This window comes from Streptomyces sp. NPDC029152 (genome assembly GCF_055564355.1).
The window spans coordinates 329,898-349,633 of sequence record NZ_JBVHWR010000001.1 but is presented as its reverse complement, the minus strand read 5'-3'; the positions used below and the strand labels follow the sequence as shown (position 1 = coordinate 349,633).

Genomic DNA, 19,736 nt, shown 5'->3' with positions numbered 1-19,736 from the left:
GCCCGACGAGGAGTACGACATGACCGCCCAGACCGACACCCAGGGTTCCGTCACCACCGTCTACAAGGTGAGCGGCATGAGCTGCGGACACTGCGAGGGAGCCGTCTCCGGCGAGATCTCCGAGATCCCCGGCGTCGGCTCGGTGCAGGCCGTCGCCGCGACCGGCGAGGTCACGGTCGTCTCCGAGGCCCCGCTCGACGACGAGGCGGTGCGCGCCGCCGTGGACGAGGCGGGCTTCGAGCTCGTCGGCAGGGCCTGAGCACCACCACTCACCTCGACCCCAGCAGCACCCACAGCCCCGCCGACCGGGCCGCCCGCACCGGCTCACGGGCCGCCCGCACCCGGCCCGGTCGGCCCCCTGGAGCCCGGACATGACCACCACCGCGGACACACCCACGGCCGCCGAACCGGACCTCGCCGAGGTCGAGCTGCTCATCGGCGGGATGACCTGCGCCTCCTGCGCGGCCCGCGTCGAGAAGAAGCTCAACCGCATGGACGGCGTGAGCGCCACGGTGAACTACGCGACGGAGAAGGCCCGGATCACCTACCCGGCGACCACCCCCGTCGCCGACCTCGTCGCCACCGTCGTCAGGACCGGCTACACCGCCGAGGAGCCCGCGCCGCCACCGGAACCCGCCGCCGAGGACGAGCCGCGGCGAGGCGGGGAGGACGACGACCCCGAACTGTCGGCCCTGCGCCGGCGCCTCGTCGTCTCGGCCGTCCTCGCCGCCCCCGTCGTCCTGCTCGCGATGGTCCCGGCGCTCCAGTTCGACAACTGGCAGTGGCTCTCGCTCACCCTGGCCGCCCCCGTCGTCGTCTGGGGCGGGCTGCCCTTCCACCGCGCCGCCTGGACCAACCTCCGGCACGGCGCGGCCACCATGGACACGCTGGTCTCGCTCGGCACGCTGGCCGCGTTCGGCTGGTCGCTGTGGGCGCTGTTCTTCGGGGACGCGGGCATGCCGGGCATGCGGCACGGCTTCGACCTCACCGTCTCCCGCGCCGACGGCGCCTCCGCCATCTACCTGGAGGCCGCCGCCGGAGTCACCGCCTTCCTGCTCCTCGGCCGCTGGCTGGAGGCCCGCTCCAAGCGCCGCGCCGGCGCCGCGCTGCGGGCCCTGATGGAGCTGGGCGCCAAGGACGTGGCCGTGCTGCGCGACGGCCGGGAGGTGCGCGTGCCCGTGTCCCGGCTGGCGGTCGGCGAACGGTTCGTCGTCCGGCCCGGCGAGAAGATCGCCACCGACGGCACCGTGACCGAGGGCTCCGGCGCCGTGGACGCCTCCCTGCTGACCGGCGAGTCGGTGCCGGTGGACGTGACCGTCGGCGACACCGTCACCGGCGCCACCGTCAACGCCGGGGGCCGGCTGGTGGTCGAGGCCACCCGGGTCGGCGCCGACACGCAGCTCGCGCGGATGGCGAGGCTGGTGGAGGACGCGCAGAGCGGCAAGGCCGAGGTGCAGCGGCTCGCCGACCGGATCTCCGGTGTCTTCGTGCCCGTCGTGCTGCTGATCGCGGCCGGCACCTTCGGGGGATGGCTGGGCGCCACCGGGGACACGGTCGCCGCGTTCACCGCGGCCGTCGCCGTGCTGATCATCGCGTGCCCGTGCGCGCTCGGCCTCGCCACGCCGACCGCGCTGCTGGTCGGCACGGGCCGCGGCGCCCAGCTCGGCATCCTGATCAAGGGCCCGGAGGTGCTGGAGTCCACCCGGCGCGTCGACACGGTCGTCCTGGACAAGACCGGCACCGTCACCACCGGCCGCATGACCCTGCACGAGGTGTACGCCGCCGAGGGCACCGACGAGAAGCAGCTGCTGCGGCTGGCGGGCGCGGTCGAGCACGCCTCCGAGCACCCCGTGGCCCGCGCGGTCGCGGCCGGCGCCGAGGAGCGGGCCGGCGCGCTGCCGGACGTGACGGACTTCGTGAACGTCCCCGGGCGCGGCGTGCGCGGGCGCGTGGAGGGCCACGAGGTGGCCGTGGGGCGCCTCCACGACGACCTGCCCGACGAGGTGGCCCGCGCCAAGGAGGAGGCCGAGCGGGAGGGCCGTACGGCCGTCGTGGTCGGCTGGGACGGAGAGGCACGGGGTGTCGTCGCCGTCGCGGACGCCGTGAAGGGGACCAGTGCCGAGGCGGTCGCCGAGCTGCGCCGGCTGGGCCTCGCGCCCGTGCTGCTGACCGGGGACGACCGGCGGGTCGCCGAGTCGGTCGCCCGGGCCGTCGGCGTCGACGAGGTGATCGCGGAGGTCCTGCCCGAGGAGAAGGTCGACGTGGTCCGGCGGTTGCAGGCCGAGGGCCGTACGGTCGCCATGGTCGGGGACGGCGTCAACGACGCCGCCGCGCTCGCCACCGCCGATCTGGGCCTGGCGATGGGCACGGGGACGGACGCGGCGATCGAGGCGGGCGACCTGACGCTGGTGCGCGGGGACCTGCGGGCGGCGGCGGACGCGATCCGGCTGTCCCGGCGGACCCTGGCGACGATCAAGGGCAATCTCGTGTGGGCCTTCGGCTACAACGTGGCCGCGCTGCCGCTGGCCGCCGCGGGGCTGCTGAACCCGATGATCGCGGGCGCGGCGATGGCGTTCTCGTCGGTGTTCGTCGTCACCAACAGTCTCAGGCTGCGCACGTTTCGCTGAGGTCGCGGGCGAACTGCGGCGAAGTGCCTCTGGAGTCCGGCTCCCACCTCACATAAGCTCTTCACAAGGCTCACGCATCTTCCTTACGCTGGGTCCCGTCGACGTGACGGGCTCTTGCGTAGTTAACGGACATATGCAAGAGACGCAGATCACAGTGACGCGAACGTAACCATCGAAGGGGTTCGAGGGTCTAAGTTGGCGATGTCAGGCAGCGTCTTGGGGGGCGCCACCTGACGTCTGGGGATGTCTTGGGGGACCTTCCCAGAGATGCGTTGCCGGGACACGTACACCGGGAAGCTTTGAGCGGCCCTCCCGGGCGTGCGCTGTCCCGGCAGACCGCAGCACGTTTGCAGCACGTACACAGCGATTCAGGCGCTGTCCTCACAGACGCCCGGCCGGATCCCGTGGGGGGAATCCGCACCGGGACATGGGAAGGCGCCCTGGTCGCCGGCCCGTGGGGGGACCGGCGCCGGGGCGCCTTCTGCTGCGCGCGGCCGGTGAACACGAAGGCCCCGCGCCCGACGAGGAGTCGAGTACGGGGCCCACGGACCTCGAAGAGGGCGCTCAGCGCTCCTCGACCGGGACGAAGTCGCGCTCGACGACGCCCGTGTAGATCTGGCGCGGGCGGCCGATGCGGGAACCCGGCTCCTTGATCATCTCGTGCCACTGGGCGATCCAGCCCGGCAGGCGGCCGAGGGCGAACAGGACCGTGAACATCTCGGTCGGGAAGCCCATGGCCCGGTAGATCAGGCCGGTGTAGAAGTCGACGTTCGGGTAGAGGCTGCGCGAGACGAAGTAGTCGTCGGAGAGCGCGTGCTCCTCGAGCTTCAGGGCGATGTCGAGCAGCTCGTCGGACTTGCCGAGGGCGGAGAGCACGTCGTGCGCGGCGGCCTTGATGATCTTGGCGCGCGGGTCGAAGTTCTTGTAGACCCGGTGGCCGAAGCCCATCAGACGGACGCCGTCCTCCTTGTTCTTCACCTTGCGGATGAAGGAGTCGACGTCGCCGCCGGAGTCGCGGATGCCCTCCAGCATCTCCAGCACCGACTGGTTGGCGCCGCCGTGCAGCGGGCCCCACAGGGCGTTGATGCCGGCGGAGATCGAGGCGAACATGTTCGCCTGCGAGGAGCCGACCAGGCGGACCGTGGAGGTCGAGCAGTTCTGCTCGTGGTCCGCGTGCAGGATCAGCAGCTTGTCCAGGGCGGCGACGACCGTCGGGTCGAGCTCGTACTCCTGCGCCGGGACGGAGAAGGTCATGCGCAGGAAGTTCTCGACGTAGCCGAGGTCGTTGCGCGGGTAGACGAACGGGTGGCCGATCGACTTCTTGTACGCGTAGGCCGCGATCGTCGGGAGCTTGGCGAGCAGCCGGATCGTGGAGAGGTTGCGCTGGCGCTCGTCGAAGGGGTTGTGGCTGTCCTGGTAGAACGTGGACAGCGCGGAGACGACCGAGGACAGCATGGCCATCGGGTGGGCGTCGCGCGGGAAGCCCTTGTAGAAGTTCTTGACGTCCTCGTGCAGCAGGGTGTGCTGCGTGATCTCGCCCTTGAACGCGGCCAGCTGGTCGACGGTGGGCAGCTCACCGTTGATCAGCAGGTAGGCGACCTCCACGAAGGAGGAACGCTCCGCCAGCTGCTCGATCGGGTAGCCGCGGTACCGGAGGATGCCCGCCTCGCCGTCCAGGTACGTAATGGCGGATTTGTAGGCGGCGGTGTTGCCGTAACCGCTGTCCAGCGTCACCAGACCGGTCTGGGCGCGGAGCTTCCCGATGTCGAAGCCCTTGTCACCGACGGTGCTGTCGATCACCGGGTAGGTGTACTCGCCGTCGCCGTACCGCAGTACTACCGAGTTGTTGGTGTGCTCGCTCACGTCTTCCCTCACCGACGTAGTGCCTCATCTTCGAGGTGCCCTGACTGTCTCTACCATCCCCCACTTGGCTCAGGAGAGTGCACTCGGGGTCGACCATCGGGCCTATCGGCGGCACTGAGTGCCGCCAACTTGCCCATCCTGCCCCCTCTCCTTCCCTTCCGGAAGGGCTCTGTGACCTTTGCGACTCATTTGATCGATCATTTTTTTCCCGGCGGCGGACGGGCGGGGCGTGGACCTTCCCGGTCAGGAGCCCGCGAGCCGGAAGTCGAGCGCCGTGCAGCGCCTCCCGGCGGAAACCGTGCGCACCGCCTGCCCGATCGCCCTGCGCGAGCCGACGAGGACGACCAGCTTCTTGGCCCGGGTGACCGCCGTGTACAGCAGGTTCCGCTGGAGCATCATCCAGGCGCCGGTGGTCACGGGGATCACCACCGCCGGGTACTCGCTGCCCTGGGAGCGGTGGATGGTCACCGCGTAGGCGTGGGCCAGTTCGTCCAGCTCGTCGAAGTCGTACGCGACCTCCTCGTCCTCGTCCGTCAGCACGGTGAGGCGCTGGTCCACCGGGTCGAGCGAGGTGACCACGCCCACGGTGCCGTTGAAGACGCCGTTCTCGCCCTTGTCGTAATTGTTACGGATCTGGGTGACCTTGTCGCCGACGCGGAACACCCGGCCGCCGAACCGCTTCTCGGGCACGTCGGGGCGGCCCGGGGTGACGGCCTGTTGGAGCAGCCCGTTCAGCGTGCCGGCGCCCGCGGGGCCGCGGTGCATGGGGGCGAGGACCTGGACGTCCCGGCGGGGGTCGAGCCCGAACCTGGCCGGGATGCGGCGGGCGGCCACGTCGACCGTGAGCCGGCCGGCCTCCTCGGTGTCGTCCTCGACGAAGAGGAAGAAGTCCTTCATGCCGTCGGTGACGGGGTGCTGCCCGGCGTTGATCCGGTGCGCGTTCGTCACCACACCGGACTGCTGGGCCTGGCGGAAGACCCGGGTGAGGCGGACGGACGGGACGGGGCTGCCGTCGGCCAGCAGGTCGCGGAGCACTTCCCCCGCGCCGACGCTGGGCAGCTGGTCGACGTCCCCGACGAAGAGCAGGTGGGCGCCCGGCGGCACGGCCTTCACCAGCTTGTTGGCGAGGAGGAGGTCCAGCATGGACGCCTCGTCGACCACGACGAGGTCGGCGTCGAGGGGGCGGTCCCGGTCGTAGGCGGCGTCACCGCCCGGCTTGAGCTCCAGCAGGCGGTGCACGGTCGACGCCTCGGCGCCGGTCAGCTCGGCGAGGCGCTTGGCGGCGCGGCCGGTCGGGGCGGCGAGGACGACCTTGGCCTTCTTGGCGCGGGCCAGCTCCACGATCGACCGGACCGTGAAGGACTTGCCGCAGCCGGGACCGCCGGTGAGGACGGCGACCTTCTCGGTCAGCGCCAGCTTGACGGCGGCCTCCTGCTCGGGGGCGAGGTCGGCGCCGGTACGGCCCCCCAGCCAGCCGAGCGCCTTGTCCCAGGCGACGTCCCGGAAGGCGGGCATCCGGTCCTCGTCGGTGCGCAGCAGGCGCCGCAGCTGGGAGGCGAGGGACAGCTCGGCACGGTGGAAGGGGACCAGGTAGACGGCGGTGACGGGGTCGCCGCCCTCCGGGCCGGGGACCTTCTCCCGGACGACGCCGGGGTCCTCGCCGTCCGCCTCAGGCTCGGCGGCCAGCTCGCCGAGGCACTCGATGACCAGGCCGGTGTCCACCTGGAGCAGCTTGACCGCGTCGGCGATCAGCTTCTCCTCGGGGAGGTAGCAGTGCCCCTGGTCGGTGGCCTGCGACAGCGCGTACTGGAGGCCGGCCTTCACCCGGTCCGGACTGTCGTGCGGGATGCCGACGGACCGGGCGATCTTGTCGGCGGTGAGGAAGCCGATGCCCCAGACGTCGGCGGCGAGGCGGTAGGGCTGGTTCCTCACGACGGAGATGGAGGCGTCGCCGTACTTCTTGTAGATGCGCACGGCGATGGACGTCGACACCTCGACGGTCTGGAGGAAGAGCATGACCTCCTTGATCGCCTTCTGCTCCTCCCAGGCGTCGGCGATCTTCTTCGTCCGCTTGGGGCCGAGGCCGGGGACCTCGATGAGCCGCTTGGGCTCCTCCTCGATGACGGTGAGGGTGTCGAGCCCGAAGTGCTGGGTGATGCGGTCGGCGAAGACCGGGCCGATGCCCTTGACGAGGCCGGAGCCGAGGTAGCGCCGGATGCCCTGCACGGTGGCGGGCAGGACGGTCGTGTAGTTCTCGACGTGGAACTGCTTGCCGTACTGGGGGTGGGACCCCCAGCGGCCCTCCATCCGCAGGGACTCCCCCACCTGCGCCCCGAGCAGCGCGCCGACGACGGTCAGCAGGTCGCCGGCGCCCCGGCCGGTGTCGACGCGGGCGACCGTGTAGCCGTTCTCCTCGTTGGCGTACGTGATGCGTTCCAGGACGCCTTCGAGAACGGCGAGCCTTCGTTCGCCGGGGGCGGCGGCTGCGGGCTGGTTGGGCATGGTCCGACGGTACCCGTGGGGTGTGACAGGGGGGCGGCCGGTCCGGCAGGATCATGCGCACCTGCGGTTCGGTCCGGCCCGGCGGAGGGGGAAGCATGGGACTGTCCTACGGCTACGACATCTACCTGCGCCCCCGGAACGTCGCGAGGGCGCTGGCCGCCCTGGCCGGGCTGGCGCCCCCGTCCCGTGACGTGCCGCCGCTGGACGTCACGCTGCCCGGCGGCGACCGGATCGTCCTCCCGTTCACCTCCGGCGGCCGCGGCGAGCCGGTCGACTGCTCCACGAGCGACACGCTCGACCTGGACACGTCCCTCATGTTCGGCGTGGACGACGCGGTGCGCGCCTACGGGGAGTCGTACGGCCTGCCGGCCGAGGAGAACGGACGGGTCCGGATCGGGTACGTCTACCTGACGGTCCGGTTCGCGTCCTTCCTTCACCCCCGTTACACGGCACTGGAGTTCTGGGCGCCGACGTCGGGGATGAGCCGCCTGTTCGCGCGGTCGGCGAGCATCAGGGAGACGTTCACCGGCCTCACCGCCGCGGCCGGCGGTGTGTGCTGCCTGTTCGACTTCGGCGACGGGGGTCCCGAGGAGGTGTGCTGGCTCAACGGGGAGGCGGCGCGGGAGAGGATCGGCGGCCCCCGGTTCCCGGACCGGCAGGACCTCGTGGCGACGTGGCCGGACCCGGACGCCCCGGCGGCTCCCTGAACACCTCGGGGAAGCCGTTGCCGCGGACGGCGGCGTGAGCGGCCGGCGTGCGGCCGCCGCCGATCAGCCCGTCGTGGAGAAGAAGATCGTGTCCTGGGTGTACCAGCCGGTGTTCTCCGTCGCGTACTCCCATTCCCCGTGCTCGGTCTCCAGCATCTCGATCACCACCTCGACGTCGTACCGGAAGCCCTCGTCCACGCGGTCCAGGACCGCGCGGTAGGCGTCGGCGGCCGGTTTCGCCCTGGCCAGCGGGAACATGCCGATGTGCGGCCCGTCCACGGGGTGGGGGACGGAGAAGGGGATCTCCTCCGGCGGCCCGGAGAAGAGGTGGTCGTGCAGCAGGAGGTCGGCGCTCACGCCCAGACGGCGCAGTTCCTCGTCGAGCAGGCCGAAGAAGGTGGAGGGCCTGGAGTACACGCCCAGCTCGGCGGGGTCGGACGCGTTGTGGTCGATGATGTGCTGGAGAGCGCGGTGGTAGGCGCTCGCCGCGTGCTCGGCTTCCGAGCTCGCGTGGCCGGCCACCAGGTGGTCGAGCGCGTCGGGTACGGACAGGCCCAGGTCGATGCCCTGGTCCTCCAGGCCGCGTTGGTGCTCCTGCGCCTTCTCCCGCATGGCGCCGAGACGACGTCGCCGGTCCGCCGTCAGGCCGTCGGCGGCTCCCAGGAAGGCGAGGACGTCGGCCTTGTCGGCCGTGCTGTACGAGATGATCCGGCTCATGATCGTCATACTGCCTGCCGCCACTGACAACGGGAGGGGACCCGCGGCCGGACCGTCGGGCAGGTGGTCGCAGACCGGCGGGCGGGCGGTCAGAGACCGGCGAGCAGACCGGCCAGCGGGGCGGGGACGCGGCCGGGGTCGAGGGCCTCGGTGAGGACGCGGCCGTAGTGGATCTTGCGGCCCTTCTTCGTGCCGAGGAAGCGGCGCACCTGCTGCTCGGCGGTGCGGCTGCGCTGCGCGGGCTGGCGGAGGAAGGTCCGGAGGGCGCGCAGGTCGCCCTCCGCCTCGACGAGTTCCGTCACCCGTGACACGCCGAGCGCGCGGATGAGCTCGTCCTCCAGGTCGGCCGCGCAGACGAAGAGGTCGTGCGGGGCGGCGTTCGCACGGTCCAGGGCGCGCTCGTAGTAGCCGCGCTCCCGTTCGTCGCACAGGCCCGTGAGGCGGAGGTCCAGGCCGGCCGGGCCGAGGAGGCGGGCGAAGCGGCCGACGTTCATCGCGCCGCCCATCGGCAGGACGCAGACCCCCTCCGCCGCCAGGTCCCGTCCCCGGCGCTCGGCCAGCGCGTCGACCGCCGCCGCGTCGCTCAGGCCTTCGAGCAGGACGGCCGTCCGCACGGACAGCCGCCCGGCCAGCTCGCGCGCGGGCCCGCCGGGGGCCCCGGCCGCCCACGCGGTGACCGCGTCCCGGAACGACCCCATGTCCGCCATGGACCCGAGTCTGCGTCCTGCGCGGCCGCCGCGGTAGGGATTTTCCCGCGGAGCGCCTACGCGTCCGGGGCCGCGTACACGCGCCGGCCCGCCACGAAGGTCTCCAGGACGCGGGTGGCGGCGATCTCCTCGGGCGGCCCGGCGAACGGGTCGCGGTCGAGGACGACCAGGTCGGCCGCCTTGCCGGCCGTGATGCTGCCGGTGATGTCGTCGAGGTGGTTGGCGTGGGCGCTGCCCGCCGTGTACGCGGCGACGGCGGCGCCCAGGTCGATGCGCTGCCCGGGGAGGAAGACCGGGGTGCCCTCGGGCGCCTCGGGGACGACGCGGTTCACGGCGACGTGGACGGCCTCGAGCGGGTCGGGGCTGCTGACCGGCCAGTCGCTGCCCGCGGCCAGTGTCGCGCCGGCCCGCAGCAGGTCGCCGAACGGGTACTGCCGGGTGCCGCGTTCGGCGCCGAGGAAGGGCAGGGTCAGCTCGTCCATCTGCGGTTCGTGGGCGGCCCACAGCATCTGGAGGTTGGCGGTGGCGCCCAGGGCGCGGAACCGGGGGACGTCGGCGGGGTGGACGACCTGGAGGTGGGCCAGGTGGTGCCGGGTGTCCCGCCACCCGTTGGTCTCCCGGGCGGCCTGCACGGCGTCGAGCGCCTCGCGCACCGCCCGGTCTCCGAGGGCGTGGAAGTGGACCTGGAAGCCGGCCGCGTCGAGTTCCGTGACGTACTTCCTGAGCTCCGCCGGTGGGACGAAGCTGATGCCGCTGTTGTCCGAGGCGCAGCCGCAGCCCGTGAGGTACGGATCGAGCATGGCCGCCGTGTGGTTCTCCGCGATGCCGTCCTGCATGACCTTCACGGTGGTCGCCCGGAAGCGGTCGCGGGTCAGCTCCTCGCGGCGGGCCACGAGTTCGGGGATCTGCTCCGCGCCGCGCTCGCGGTCCCACCACAGGGCGCCGACGACGCGGGCCGTGAGCAGGCCCCGGTCCAGGGCCGCCCGGTAGGCGGGGGCCGGGTCGGTCATGTTGGTGTAGGCGCCGACGATGGCGTCCTGCCAGGCGGTGACGCCGTGGGAGTGCAGGACGGACTGGGCGCGCAGGAGGGCGGCGAGCTGTTCGTCCGGCGTGGGGTCCGGGACCAGCCTGCCCACCAGGTCGGCCGCGCCCTCCTGGAGCATCCCGGTGGGGTTTCCCGCGGCGTCGCGTTCGATCCTGCCGTCGGCGGGGTCGGGGGTGCGGCCGTCGACGCCCGCGCGCTCCAGCGCCCGGCTGTTGACCCAGGCGCCGTGGTGGTCGCGGTTGGGCAGGAACACGGGCCGGTCCGGGACGACCGCGTCGAGCGCGGCGGCGGTGGGAGTGCCGCCGGGGAACGCCTCCATGGACCAGCCGCCGCCGGTGATCCACTCGGCGTCCGGGTGCTCGTCCGCGTACGCCCTGATCCTGCGCAGGTACTCGTCCGGGTCGGTGGTGTCGCCGAGGTGGCAGCGGCCGAGTTCGAGACCGGCGCCCTGGGGGTGGACGTGGGCGTCCTGGAAGCCGGGCAGCAGCAGCCTGCCCGCCAGGTCGACGACCTCGGTGCGCGGCCCGATCAGCTCGCGCACCTCGTCGTGGCCGACGGCCGCGATCCGCCCGTCGCGCACGGCCACGGAGGTGGCGCGGCTGCGGGCGGGGTCGACGGTGTGGACCGGTCCCCCGGTGAGGACGAGGTCGGCGGGTCCGGTGCCGGAGGAGGGGGAGGCGGTGGGCCGGGTCTGTGACATGGGGCGTGGACTCCGTGGGAGGGGAGGGGGCGGAGGGCGGGAAGGGCCATGCGGCAAGGTGATGGAACAACCGGCGCGCTGTTGCGTCAATCCCGTTGACATAAGGCCGGAGCGGTCGTTCACTGCGGGCGGAGGAGCGGTGGCCGGCCGGTGGTGGTGCGCGCACGGCCGTGACGGGAGGGAGCCCGCAGTGACGTCCCGTGTCCCGCGGGAGCGCCGCCGCCGGCCCACGCGTTCCGGAGTCCTGCTGTCGGAGGACCTGATCGTCGAGACCGCGCTGCGGCTGATCGGCCAGCACGGTCCCGACGCGCTCAGCGTGCGCCGGCTCGGCGCCGCCCTGGGCTGCGACCCGAGCGCCCTCTACCGGTACTTCCACGACACCGACGACCTGGTGCTCGCCATCGCCGACCGGATCATCGGCGACGCGATGGCCGGATTCGCGCCCGGCGACGACTGGCTGGCCTCGCTGCGGGAGATGGCCCTGCGGGTCCGCGCCGGGTACCTCGCCCACCCGCGCGCGGCGGCCATGGCGTCGTACCGGATCACCCGGCGCCCGCACGAGATCCGGGCCGTCGACACGGGGATCGGCCTGCTGCTGTCCGCGGGCTTCGGGCCCGTCCCGGCGGCCCGGCTGTATCTGGCGTTCATCGACACCGTGCTCAGTCACGCGGCCACGGAGGCGGCCTTCCAGGCGCTCCCCGGGCAGCAGCGCGAGGCCGACCGAGCGGCATGGCGCAACGTCTACGCGGACCTCGACCCCCGGTCGTACCCGGCGCTGACGGCGGCGCGGGACGGGCTGCCCGCGCTGGCGGAGAGCTCCTTCGAGGAGGCGGTGGAGCTGATGCTGGAGGCGCTGGCGGCGCGGGCTCCGAAGGGGCGGCGGGGCGGCTCCGGCGACACCGGCTGAGCGCACCGGTGCCGCCGGTGCCGCCGGTGCCGTCCTGCACCGGCACGCGCTCAGCGGTGCAGCGCGGTCTCCCGCCGCATGCCCATCAGCTTCTCGGGGTTGCGGACGGCGTAGAGCCCGGTGATGCGGCCGTCGTCGAAGCGCACCGCCATCACGGTGTCGAGTTCGCCGTCGAGCCGGAGGATCAGGGCCGGGTGGCCGTTGACCTGGGCCGGTCCCAGGGAGACGGCGGCGCCCTGCTTCATCAGTCCGCCGATCATCAGACGGGCCACCTTGTCGGCCCCCGTGACCGGCCGCAGGACGGCCTGCTTGATGCCGCCGCCGTCGCCCAGCAGGACGACGTCCGGGGCGAGGATGTCGAGCAGCCCCTGGAGGTCGCCCGTCTCGACCGCCCGCCGGAACGCGTCGAGCGCGTCCCGGCCCTCCGTCGGCGACACGGCCCCGCGCGGCCGGCGTGCCGCGACGTGCGCGCGGGCCCGGTGCGCGGTCTGGCGGACGGCGGCCGGGCTCTTGCCGACGGCATCGGCGATCTCGTCGTAGTCCAGGTCGAAGACCTCGCGGAGCACGAACACCGCCCGCTCGGTCGGCGTCAGCGTCTCCAGGACCAGCATCATCGCCATCGAGACGCTGTCGGCCAGCTCGACGTCCTCGGCCACGTCGGGCGTGGTGAGCAGCGGCTCGGGCAGCCAGGAGCCGACGTAGGACTCCTTGCGGCGGCCGAGCGCGCGCAGCCGGGTCAGCGCCTGCCGGGTGGTGATCCGGACCAGGTACGCACGCGGGTCGCGCACCTCGGTGAGGTCGACCCCCGCCCACCGCAGCCAGGTCTCCTGGAGGACGTCCTCGGCGTCGGCGGCCGAGCCGAGCATCTCGTAGGCGACGGTGAACAGGAGGTTGCGGTGGGTGACGAAAGCCTCGGTGGCGGCGTCCGCGCGCACGCCGCCGAGCCGCTCGGCCGCCGCGTCCCCGCCCTGTCCGTCCCGGCCGTTGTCCTCGCTCATGACCAACCGCTCCCGTTCGTTCGCCTCCGACGGTGTCCTGCGCACAGGACGCCGGTCACCGCCGGCCCGTGACGCCCGCACGCGGTGACATGGGTCACACGGCGGTGCTGTCACGCGGAGCGGGGCGTCGGCGTCCTGTGTGCGTTCCGTACGCATCACAGTGAGGACGAGACCATGGACACCCGGTTCAACCTCTTCGAGAACGAGTTCGGCACCCGGTTCGCCAAGCGGTTCGCCGGCGCGGGCATGCTGGTCCACCAATCGGCGCTGCCGCGCTCCATGCAGGAGCTGGTGTCACTGCGGGCCAGCCAGATCAACGGCTGCGGTCACTGCATCGACATGCACGTCAAGGAGGCCGCGGCCGCCGGGGAGAGCCAGGTCCGGCTCCACCTGGTCGCCGCCTGGCGCGAGTCCACGGTCTTCACCGAGGCCGAGCGGGCCGCACTCGCGTTCACCGAGGAGGGCACCCGGCTCGCCGACGCCCACGAGGGCGTGTCCGACGGGACCTGGGCCCTGGTGCGCAAGCACTACGACGACGACCAGACCGCCGCGCTGGTCTGCCTGGTCGCCCTGATCAACGCGGCCAACCGGATGGCCGTGATCACGCGTCAGAAGGGCGGCTCCTACGAGGCCGGCATGTTCGCCGCCGCGATGGGCTGACCGCCCCGCGGCGCACGCCTCCGGTCCGGCCCGGCCCGGGATCCTGCGGTCCCGGGCCGGGCCGCCGCGCGTCCGGGCCGGCCTCCGCGCACCCGGCCGCGCCGCCGGACCTCGGTCACGATTGGGTCTCAGCCGCCCCTCCGCCCCTTGCCATCCACCCGTGTAATCGATTCCAATCCTCCGTGTAATCGATTCCACAAGGAGGTGGAACGGCGATGGCGAGCATCAAGGACGTCGCCGCCGAGGCGGGCGTGTCCGTCGCGACGGTCTCGCGCGTCCTCAACGGCCACCCGTCCGTCAGCCCGGACGCCCGCACCCGCGTGCTGGCCGCCGTCGAGGCACTGGGCTACCGTCCGAACGCCGTCGCCCGGTCCCTGCGCACCGCGCAGACCCGCACCCTCGGCCTGGTCATCAGCGACGTGCTGAACCCGTACTTCACCGAACTGGCCCGCTCCGTCGAGGAGGAGGCCCGCGCGCTCGGCTACAGCGTCATCATCGGCAACGCCGACGAGCGGCCCGACCTCCAGGACCACCACGTCACGACGCTGCTGGACCGCCGTATCGACGGGCTCCTCGTCTCCCCCACCGACGGCGGCTCCCCGCGCATGCTGGACGCCGCGCGCGCCGGGACGCCCATGGTGTTCGTCGACCGCTGGATCCCCGGCGTGGACGTGCCCGTCGTCCGGTCGGACGGGCGGGCGGCGGTACGGGACCTGGTCGCGCACCTGCACGGGCTCGGGCACCGGCGGCTCGCCATCATCGCCGGGCCCGCCGCCACCACGACCGGCCGCGAGCGGGTGGACGCCTTCCGCGAGGCGCTCGGCGCGTACGGGCTCCCCCTGCCCGACGCCTACATCGGCCAGGGCGACTTCCAGGCCGGCAGCGGCCGCCGGGTCACCGAGGGCTTCCTCGACCTGCCCGAACCGCCCGAGGTCGTCTTCGCGGCCGACAACCTGATGGCGCTCGGCGCCCTGGACGCCGTACGCGCGCGGGGCATGCGCGTCCCCGACGACATCGCGCTCGCCGCGTTCGACGACATCCGCTGGTTCGTGCACACCGATCCGCCGATCACCGCGATCGCCCAGCCCACGGGCGACCTCGGGCGGGCCGCCGTGCGCGCGCTGGTCGACCGCATCGAGGGAGGGGCCGGCGAGTCCGTCACCCTGCCGGCGCGGCTCGTCGTCCGCCGTTCCTGCGGCGAGGCCGTCTCCCCGCACGACCCGTCCCCGTCCCCGTACGAAGGAGTACGCCGTGAGCAGCCGTGATCCCGGCGAGTTGCTGCGCATCGAGGGCATCCGCAAGACCTTCCCCGGTGTCGTCGCGCTCGACAGCGTCGACTTCGACCTGCGCCGGGGCGAGGTGCATGTGCTCCTCGGCGAGAACGGCGCCGGGAAGAGCACCCTCATCAAGATGCTCTCCGGCGCCTACACGCCCGACGCCGGGCGCATCCTGGCCGGCGGCGAGGAGGTGCGCGTCAACGGCGCGCAGGACGCCGAGCGGCTCGGCATCGCCACCATCTACCAGGAGTTCAACCTCGTCCCCGACCTGACGGTCGCCGAGAACATCTTCCTGGGGCGCCAGCCGCGCCGGTTCGGGATGATCGACCGGAAGAGGATGGACGCCGATGCCGCCGTCCTGCTGGAGCGGGTCGGCGTGAACGTGTCGCCGCGGGCGCGGGTGCGCGAACTGGGCATCGCCCGGCTCCAGATGGTGGAGATCGCCAAGGCGCTCAGCCTGGACGCGCGCGTGCTCATCATGGACGAGCCGACCGCCGTGCTCACCTCCGAGGAGGTCGAGAAGCTGTTCGCCATCGTGCGGCGGCTGCGCGAGGACGGCGTCGGGATCGTGTTCATCACCCACCACCTGGAGGAGATCGCCGCCCTCGGCGACCGGGTCACCGTCATCCGGGACGGGCGGAGCGTCGGCCAGGTGCCCGCCTCCACGCCCGAGGACGAGCTCGTGCGCCTCATGGTCGGGCGGTCGATCGAGCAGCAGTACCCGCGCGAACGCGGCGCCGCCGGCGAGGCCTTGCTCAAGGTCGAGGGACTGACCCGGGACGGCGTCTTCCACGACGTCGGCTTCGAGGTGCGGGCCGGCGAGGTCGTCGGCATCGCGGGCCTCGTCGGGGCCGGGCGGACCGAGGTCGTGCGCGCCGTGTTCGGCGCCGATCCCTACGACGCCGGGACCGTGCACGTCGCGGGCGCGCCGCTGCGCCGCCACGACGTGAACGCCGCGATGGCGGCCGGGATCGGGCTCGTCCCCGAGGACCGCAAGGGGCAGGGTCTCGTCCTCGACGCCTCCGTCGAGGAGAACCTCGGCCTGGTGACGCTGAGGTCCGCCTCCCGCGCCGGGCTCGTCGACCTCAAGGGCCAGCGCGAGGCGGCCGGGCGGATCGCCGGGCAGCTCGGCGTGCGGATGGCCGGTCTCGGCCAGCACGTGCGGACCCTGTCCGGCGGCAACCAGCAGAAGGTCGTCATCGGCAAGTGGCTGCTGGCGGACACCAGGGTGCTGATCCTCGACGAGCCGACCCGCGGCATCGACGTCGGCGCCAAGGTCGAGATCTACCAGCTCATCAACGAACTGACGGCCGCCGGTGCCGCCGTGCTCATGATCTCCAGCGACCTGCCGGAGGTGCTCGGCATGAGCGACCGGGTCGTGGTCATGGCGCAGGGCCGGGTCGCGGGCGAGCTCCCCGCCGAACGGGCCACGCAGGACGCCGTGATGGCGCTCGCCGTCAGCACCCCCCACGGCGACTCCCCGCACAGCGATTCCCCGCACAGCGATTCCCCGCACAGCAACGGAACGGAGGCCTCCGGTGGCCACTGACACGCTCAAGAGCAAGCCGGGCGCGCAGGGCGCCACGGGCGGTCTGCGCCGCCTGCTGCTCGACAACGGCGCGCTGACCGCGCTGATCGTCCTCGTCGTCGCCATGTCGGCGTTGTCGGGCGACTTCCTGACCGCCGACAACCTCCTCAACGTCGGCGTCCAGGCCGCCGTGACCGCGATCCTCGCCTTCGGCGTCACCTTCGTCATCGTCTCGGCGGGCATCGACCTGTCGGTCGGCTCGGTCGCCGCGCTGTCGGCCACCGTGCTGGCGTGGAGCGCCACCGAGGCCGGGATGCCGGTCGTGCTCGCGGTGGTGCTGTCCATCGCGACGGGCATCGCCTGCGGCCTGGTGAACGGTTTCCTCATCTCGTACGGGAAGCTGCCGCCGTTCATCGCGACGCTCGCCATGCTGTCGGTGGGCCGCGGTCTGTCGCTGGTCATCTCGCAGGGCTCGCCGATCGCCTTCCCGGACTCGGTCTCCCACCTGGGCGACACGCTGGGCGGCTGGCTGCCCGTGCCGGTGCTCGTGATGATCGTGATGGGGCTGGTCACGGCGTTCGTCCTCGGCCGGACCTACATCGGCCGTTCCATGTACGCCATCGGCGGCAACGAGGAGGCCGCACGGCTGTCCGGCCTGCGCGTGAAGCGGCAGAAGCTCGCCGTCTACGCCTTCTCCGGGCTGTTCGCCGCGGCCGCGGGCATCGTGCTCGCCTCCCGGCTGTCCTCCGCGCAGCCGCAGGCCGCGCAGGGCTACGAGCTGGACGCCATCGCCGCCGTCGTCATCGGCGGTGCCTCGCTGGCCGGCGGCACCGGCAAGGCGTCGGGCACGCTGATCGGCGCGCTGATCCTCGCGGTGCTGCGCAACGGCCTCAACCTGCTGTCCGTCTCCGCGTTCTGGCAGCAGGTCGTCATCGGTGTCGTCATCGCGCTCGCGGTGCTGCTGGACACGCTGCGGCGCAAGGCGGGCGCGACCACTCCCGCGGCCGGGGCGTCCGGTGACGGGGGCAGGAGCAAGCAGGCCCTCACCTATGTGATCGCCGCGGTCGTGGCCGTCGCGGTCGTCGGCGCCACCTCGCTGCTGCACAGCGGCTCGTCGGCCGGCAAGACGCAGAAGATCGGCCTGTCGCTGTCGACGCTCAACAACCCGTTCTTCGTGCAGATCCGGGCGGGCGCGCAGGAGGAGGCGAAGAAGCTGGGCGTGGACCTGACGGTCACCGACGCGCAGAACGACGCCTCGCAGCAGGCCAACCAGCTCCAGAACTTCACCAGCGGCTCCCTCTCCTCGGTCATCGTCAACCCGGTGGACTCCGACGCCGCCGGCCCCGCGGTGCGCGGCGCGAACAAGGCCGGCATCCCCGTCGTCGCCGTGGACCGCGGCGTCAACAAGGCGGACACGTCCGCGCTGGTGGCCTCCGACAACGTCGAGGGCGGCGCGCTGGGCGCCAAGGCGCTGGCCGAGAAGCTGGGCGGCAAGGGCACGATCGTCATCCTCCAGGGCCAGGCCGGCACCTCCGCCAGCCGGGAGCGCGGGGCGGGCTTCGCGGCCGGTCTGAAGGCCTACCCGGGCGTCGAGGTCGTCGCCGAGCAGCCCGCGGACTTCGACCGCACCAAGGGCCTGGACGTGATGACGAACCTGCTCCAGGCGCACCCCGGCATCGACGGTGTCTTCGCCGAGAACGACGAGATGGCGCTCGGCGCGGTCAAGGCGCTCGGCTCCAAGGCCGGCACGTCGGTCCAGGTCGTCGGCTTCGACGGCACTCCGGACGGGCTGAAGGCGGTCGAGGCGGGCACGCTGTACGCCTCCGTGGCGCAGCAGCCGAAGGAACTGGGCAGGATCGCCGTGCGCAACGCGCTGCGGGCCGCCGAGGACAAGAAGGTGGAGAAGATGGTGAAGGTGCCGGTGAAGGTCGTCACCAAGGAGAACGTGGCCGGCTTCGAGGGCTGACACGGGCGCACGGCCGTGCGCGGGCGGGCGGTCACGAGGACCGCCCGCCCGACTCGGATTCACTCGGATTCACTCGGATCGGGGAGCGATTCATGTACGACTACGACCTGCTGGTCGTGGGGTCGGCCAACGCCGACCTCGTGATCGGCGTCGAGCGGCGGCCGGGCGCCGGCGAGACGGTGCTCGGCACCGACCTGGCCGTCCACCCGGGCGGCAAGGGCGCGAACCAGGCGGTGGCCGCCGCCCGGCTCGGTGCCCGTACGGCCCTGCTGGCCCGGGTCGGCGACGACTCCTACGGCCGGCTGCTGCTGGACTCGCAGCGGGCGGCCGGTGTCGACACGGTCGGCGTGCTGGTGGGCGGTGCCCCGACCGGCGTCGCGCTGATCACCGTCGACCCGTCCGGGGACAACAGCATCGTCGTCTCGCCGGGCGCGAACGGCCGCCTGACCCCGGGGGACGTCCGCGCCGCCGCCAGCCTCTTCCACGCCTCCCGGGTCGTGTCGGTGCAGCTGGAGATCCCGCTGGAGACGGTCGGGGAGGTGGTCCGGAGCCTGGCGCCGGACAGCCGCCTCGTGCTGAACCCGTCACCGCCGCGGCCGCTCCCCCAGGAGGTGCTGGCGGCCTGCGACCCGCTGATCGTCAACGAGCACGAGGCGAGGGTGGTCCTCGGCGACGCGTGTGTGAGCGAGCGTCCCGAGGACTGGGCCGGCCTGCTGCTGGCCAAGGGGCCGCGTTCGGTGGTCGTGACCCTGGGCGCCGAGGGCGCGCTGGTCGCCTCGGCGGCCGAGGGCGTCTCCCGCGTCCCGTCCGTGAAGATGGACGCGGTGGACACCACGGGCGCCGGTGACGCGTTCACGGCGGCGCTGGCCTGGCGGCTCGGCACGGGTGCCTCGCTCGCCGAGGCGGCGGCGTACGCGGCGCGGGTGGGCGCGGCGGCGGTCACGAAGGCGGGGGCGCAGGCGTCGTACCCGACGGCGGCGGAGGTCGAGGCGCTGTGAGCGGGGAAGCCGGACGGGAGGGCGCGTCGTGAAGAAGGCCGGGATACTCAACCGCCACCTCGCCGGCGCCCTCGCCGGACTCGGCCACGGCGACGGCGTCCTCGTCTGCGACGCGGGCATGCCGGTCCCGGACGGCCCGCGCGTGGTCGACCTGGCCTTCCGCGCCGGGGTGCCGTCCTTCGCCGAGGTCCTGGACGGCCTGCTGGCCGAGCTGGTGATCGAGGGCGCGACGGCGGCGACGGAGGTGCGGGAGGCCAACCCAAAGACCGCGGCGCTGCTCGACGAGCGCTGCCCCGCCCTGGAACTGGTCCCGCACGAACGCCTGAAGGACCTGTCGGCGGGTGCCCGCCTGGTGGTCCGCACCGGCGAGGCCCGCCCGTACGCGAACGTGCTGCTGCGCTGCGGGGTCTTCTTCTGACCGGGCGCGGGGGGGGGGGGGCGGGGGGGGGGGGGGGGGGGGGGAAGAGGGGGGGGGGGGGGGGGGGGGGGGGGGGGGGGAGGGGACCCTCGCCTTTTCTTCCGTCGCTCACACAC

General features: G+C 73.0%; 16 protein-coding genes. 10 read left to right on the top strand and 6 right to left on the bottom strand.

Annotated features, from left to right (window positions below):
• The first annotated feature begins 19 nt into the window (after window positions 1-19).
• Entirely contained in the window at window positions 20-259 is a 240-nt protein-coding gene (locus tag ACZ4V6_RS01530; RefSeq protein ID WP_467821732.1) for a heavy-metal-associated domain-containing protein, read from the top strand.
• Between the two features lie 112 nt (window positions 260-371).
• Window positions 372-2,627, top strand: coding sequence for a heavy metal translocating P-type ATPase (locus ACZ4V6_RS01525; RefSeq protein WP_467821731.1), 2,256 nt, complete (start codon window positions 372-374; stop codon window positions 2,625-2,627).
• A 564-nt stretch (window positions 2,628-3,191) separates the two neighbouring features.
• Here ACZ4V6_RS01525 and ACZ4V6_RS01520 read toward each other — a convergent pair.
• Window positions 3,192-4,490 (bottom strand): citrate synthase, encoded by a 1,299-nt coding sequence (locus tag ACZ4V6_RS01520; protein WP_467821730.1) that lies wholly within the window; start codon window positions 4,488-4,490, stop codon window positions 3,192-3,194.
• A 243-nt stretch (window positions 4,491-4,733) separates the two neighbouring features.
• Window positions 4,734-6,992: an SF1B family DNA helicase RecD2 gene (recD2, locus tag ACZ4V6_RS01515; RefSeq protein ID WP_467821729.1), complete on the bottom strand. Its 2,259-nt coding sequence runs from the start codon at window positions 6,990-6,992 to the stop codon at window positions 4,734-4,736.
• A 95-nt stretch (window positions 6,993-7,087) separates the two neighbouring features.
• On the opposite strand from recD2, the gene ACZ4V6_RS01510 reads away from it, so the two are divergent.
• A complete protein-coding gene (locus tag ACZ4V6_RS01510; RefSeq protein WP_467821728.1) occupies window positions 7,088-7,699 on the top strand; it encodes a hypothetical protein in 612 nt (203 codons plus the stop codon).
• A 63-nt stretch (window positions 7,700-7,762) separates the two neighbouring features.
• Here ACZ4V6_RS01510 and ACZ4V6_RS01505 read toward each other — a convergent pair whose 3' ends face one another.
• The 3 genes from ACZ4V6_RS01505 to ACZ4V6_RS01495 form a co-directional block, all read right to left on the bottom strand.
• Window positions 7,763-8,416: a DUF7691 family protein gene (locus ACZ4V6_RS01505; RefSeq protein ID WP_467821727.1), complete on the bottom strand. Its 654-nt coding sequence runs from the start codon at window positions 8,414-8,416 to the stop codon at window positions 7,763-7,765.
• Between the two features lie 89 nt (window positions 8,417-8,505).
• Window positions 8,506-9,123, bottom strand: coding sequence for a TOPRIM nucleotidyl transferase/hydrolase domain-containing protein (locus tag ACZ4V6_RS01500; protein ID WP_467821726.1), 618 nt, complete (start codon window positions 9,121-9,123; stop codon window positions 8,506-8,508).
• Between the two features lie 56 nt (window positions 9,124-9,179).
• Window positions 9,180-10,868, bottom strand: coding sequence for an amidohydrolase (locus ACZ4V6_RS01495; protein WP_467821725.1), 1,689 nt, complete (start codon window positions 10,866-10,868; stop codon window positions 9,180-9,182).
• Between the two features lie 190 nt (window positions 10,869-11,058).
• Between ACZ4V6_RS01495 and ACZ4V6_RS01490 the strand changes: the two genes are divergently transcribed.
• On the top strand, window positions 11,059-11,775 hold the full coding sequence (locus ACZ4V6_RS01490; RefSeq protein ID WP_467821724.1) for a TetR/AcrR family transcriptional regulator: 717 nt from the start codon (window positions 11,059-11,061) through the stop codon (window positions 11,773-11,775).
• 50 nt (window positions 11,776-11,825) lie between these two features.
• Here the strand turns inward: ACZ4V6_RS01490 and ACZ4V6_RS01485 are convergent, their stop codons facing one another.
• Window positions 11,826-12,773: an RNA polymerase sigma-70 factor gene (locus ACZ4V6_RS01485; RefSeq protein ID WP_467821723.1), complete on the bottom strand. Its 948-nt coding sequence runs from the start codon at window positions 12,771-12,773 to the stop codon at window positions 11,826-11,828.
• 174 nt (window positions 12,774-12,947) lie between these two features.
• On the opposite strand from ACZ4V6_RS01485, the gene ACZ4V6_RS01480 reads away from it, so the two are divergent.
• The 6 genes from ACZ4V6_RS01480 to rbsD all read left to right on the top strand — a co-directional run bounded on the left by ACZ4V6_RS01480 (window position 12,948) and on the right by rbsD (window position 19,620).
• Complete coding sequence (locus ACZ4V6_RS01480) at window positions 12,948-13,433, top strand: carboxymuconolactone decarboxylase family protein (protein WP_467821722.1); 486 nt, start codon at window positions 12,948-12,950, stop codon at window positions 13,431-13,433.
• A gap of 215 nt (window positions 13,434-13,648) precedes the next feature.
• Window positions 13,649-14,698 (top strand): LacI family DNA-binding transcriptional regulator, encoded by a 1,050-nt coding sequence (locus ACZ4V6_RS01475; protein WP_467821721.1) that lies wholly within the window; start codon window positions 13,649-13,651, stop codon window positions 14,696-14,698.
• Window positions 14,685-16,259, top strand: a complete 1,575-nt coding sequence (locus tag ACZ4V6_RS01470; RefSeq protein WP_467821720.1) for a sugar ABC transporter ATP-binding protein — start codon at window positions 14,685-14,687, stop codon at window positions 16,257-16,259. The genes ACZ4V6_RS01475 and ACZ4V6_RS01470 overlap by 14 nt, the downstream gene beginning before the upstream one ends.
• Complete coding sequence (locus ACZ4V6_RS01465) at window positions 16,249-18,204, top strand: ABC transporter permease/substrate-binding protein (protein ID WP_467821719.1); 1,956 nt, start codon at window positions 16,249-16,251, stop codon at window positions 18,202-18,204. The genes ACZ4V6_RS01470 and ACZ4V6_RS01465 overlap by 11 nt, the downstream gene beginning before the upstream one ends.
• A 92-nt stretch (window positions 18,205-18,296) precedes the next feature.
• Window positions 18,297-19,202 carry a ribokinase gene (locus ACZ4V6_RS01460; RefSeq protein WP_467821718.1) on the top strand — a complete coding sequence of 302 codons (906 nt, stop codon included), beginning with the start codon at window positions 18,297-18,299 and terminating at the stop codon, window positions 19,200-19,202.
• 28 nt (window positions 19,203-19,230) lie between these two features.
• Complete coding sequence (gene rbsD / locus ACZ4V6_RS01455; protein ID WP_467821717.1) at window positions 19,231-19,620, top strand: D-ribose pyranase; 390 nt, start codon at window positions 19,231-19,233, stop codon at window positions 19,618-19,620.
• The last annotated feature ends 116 nt before the right edge of the window (window positions 19,621-19,736 follow it).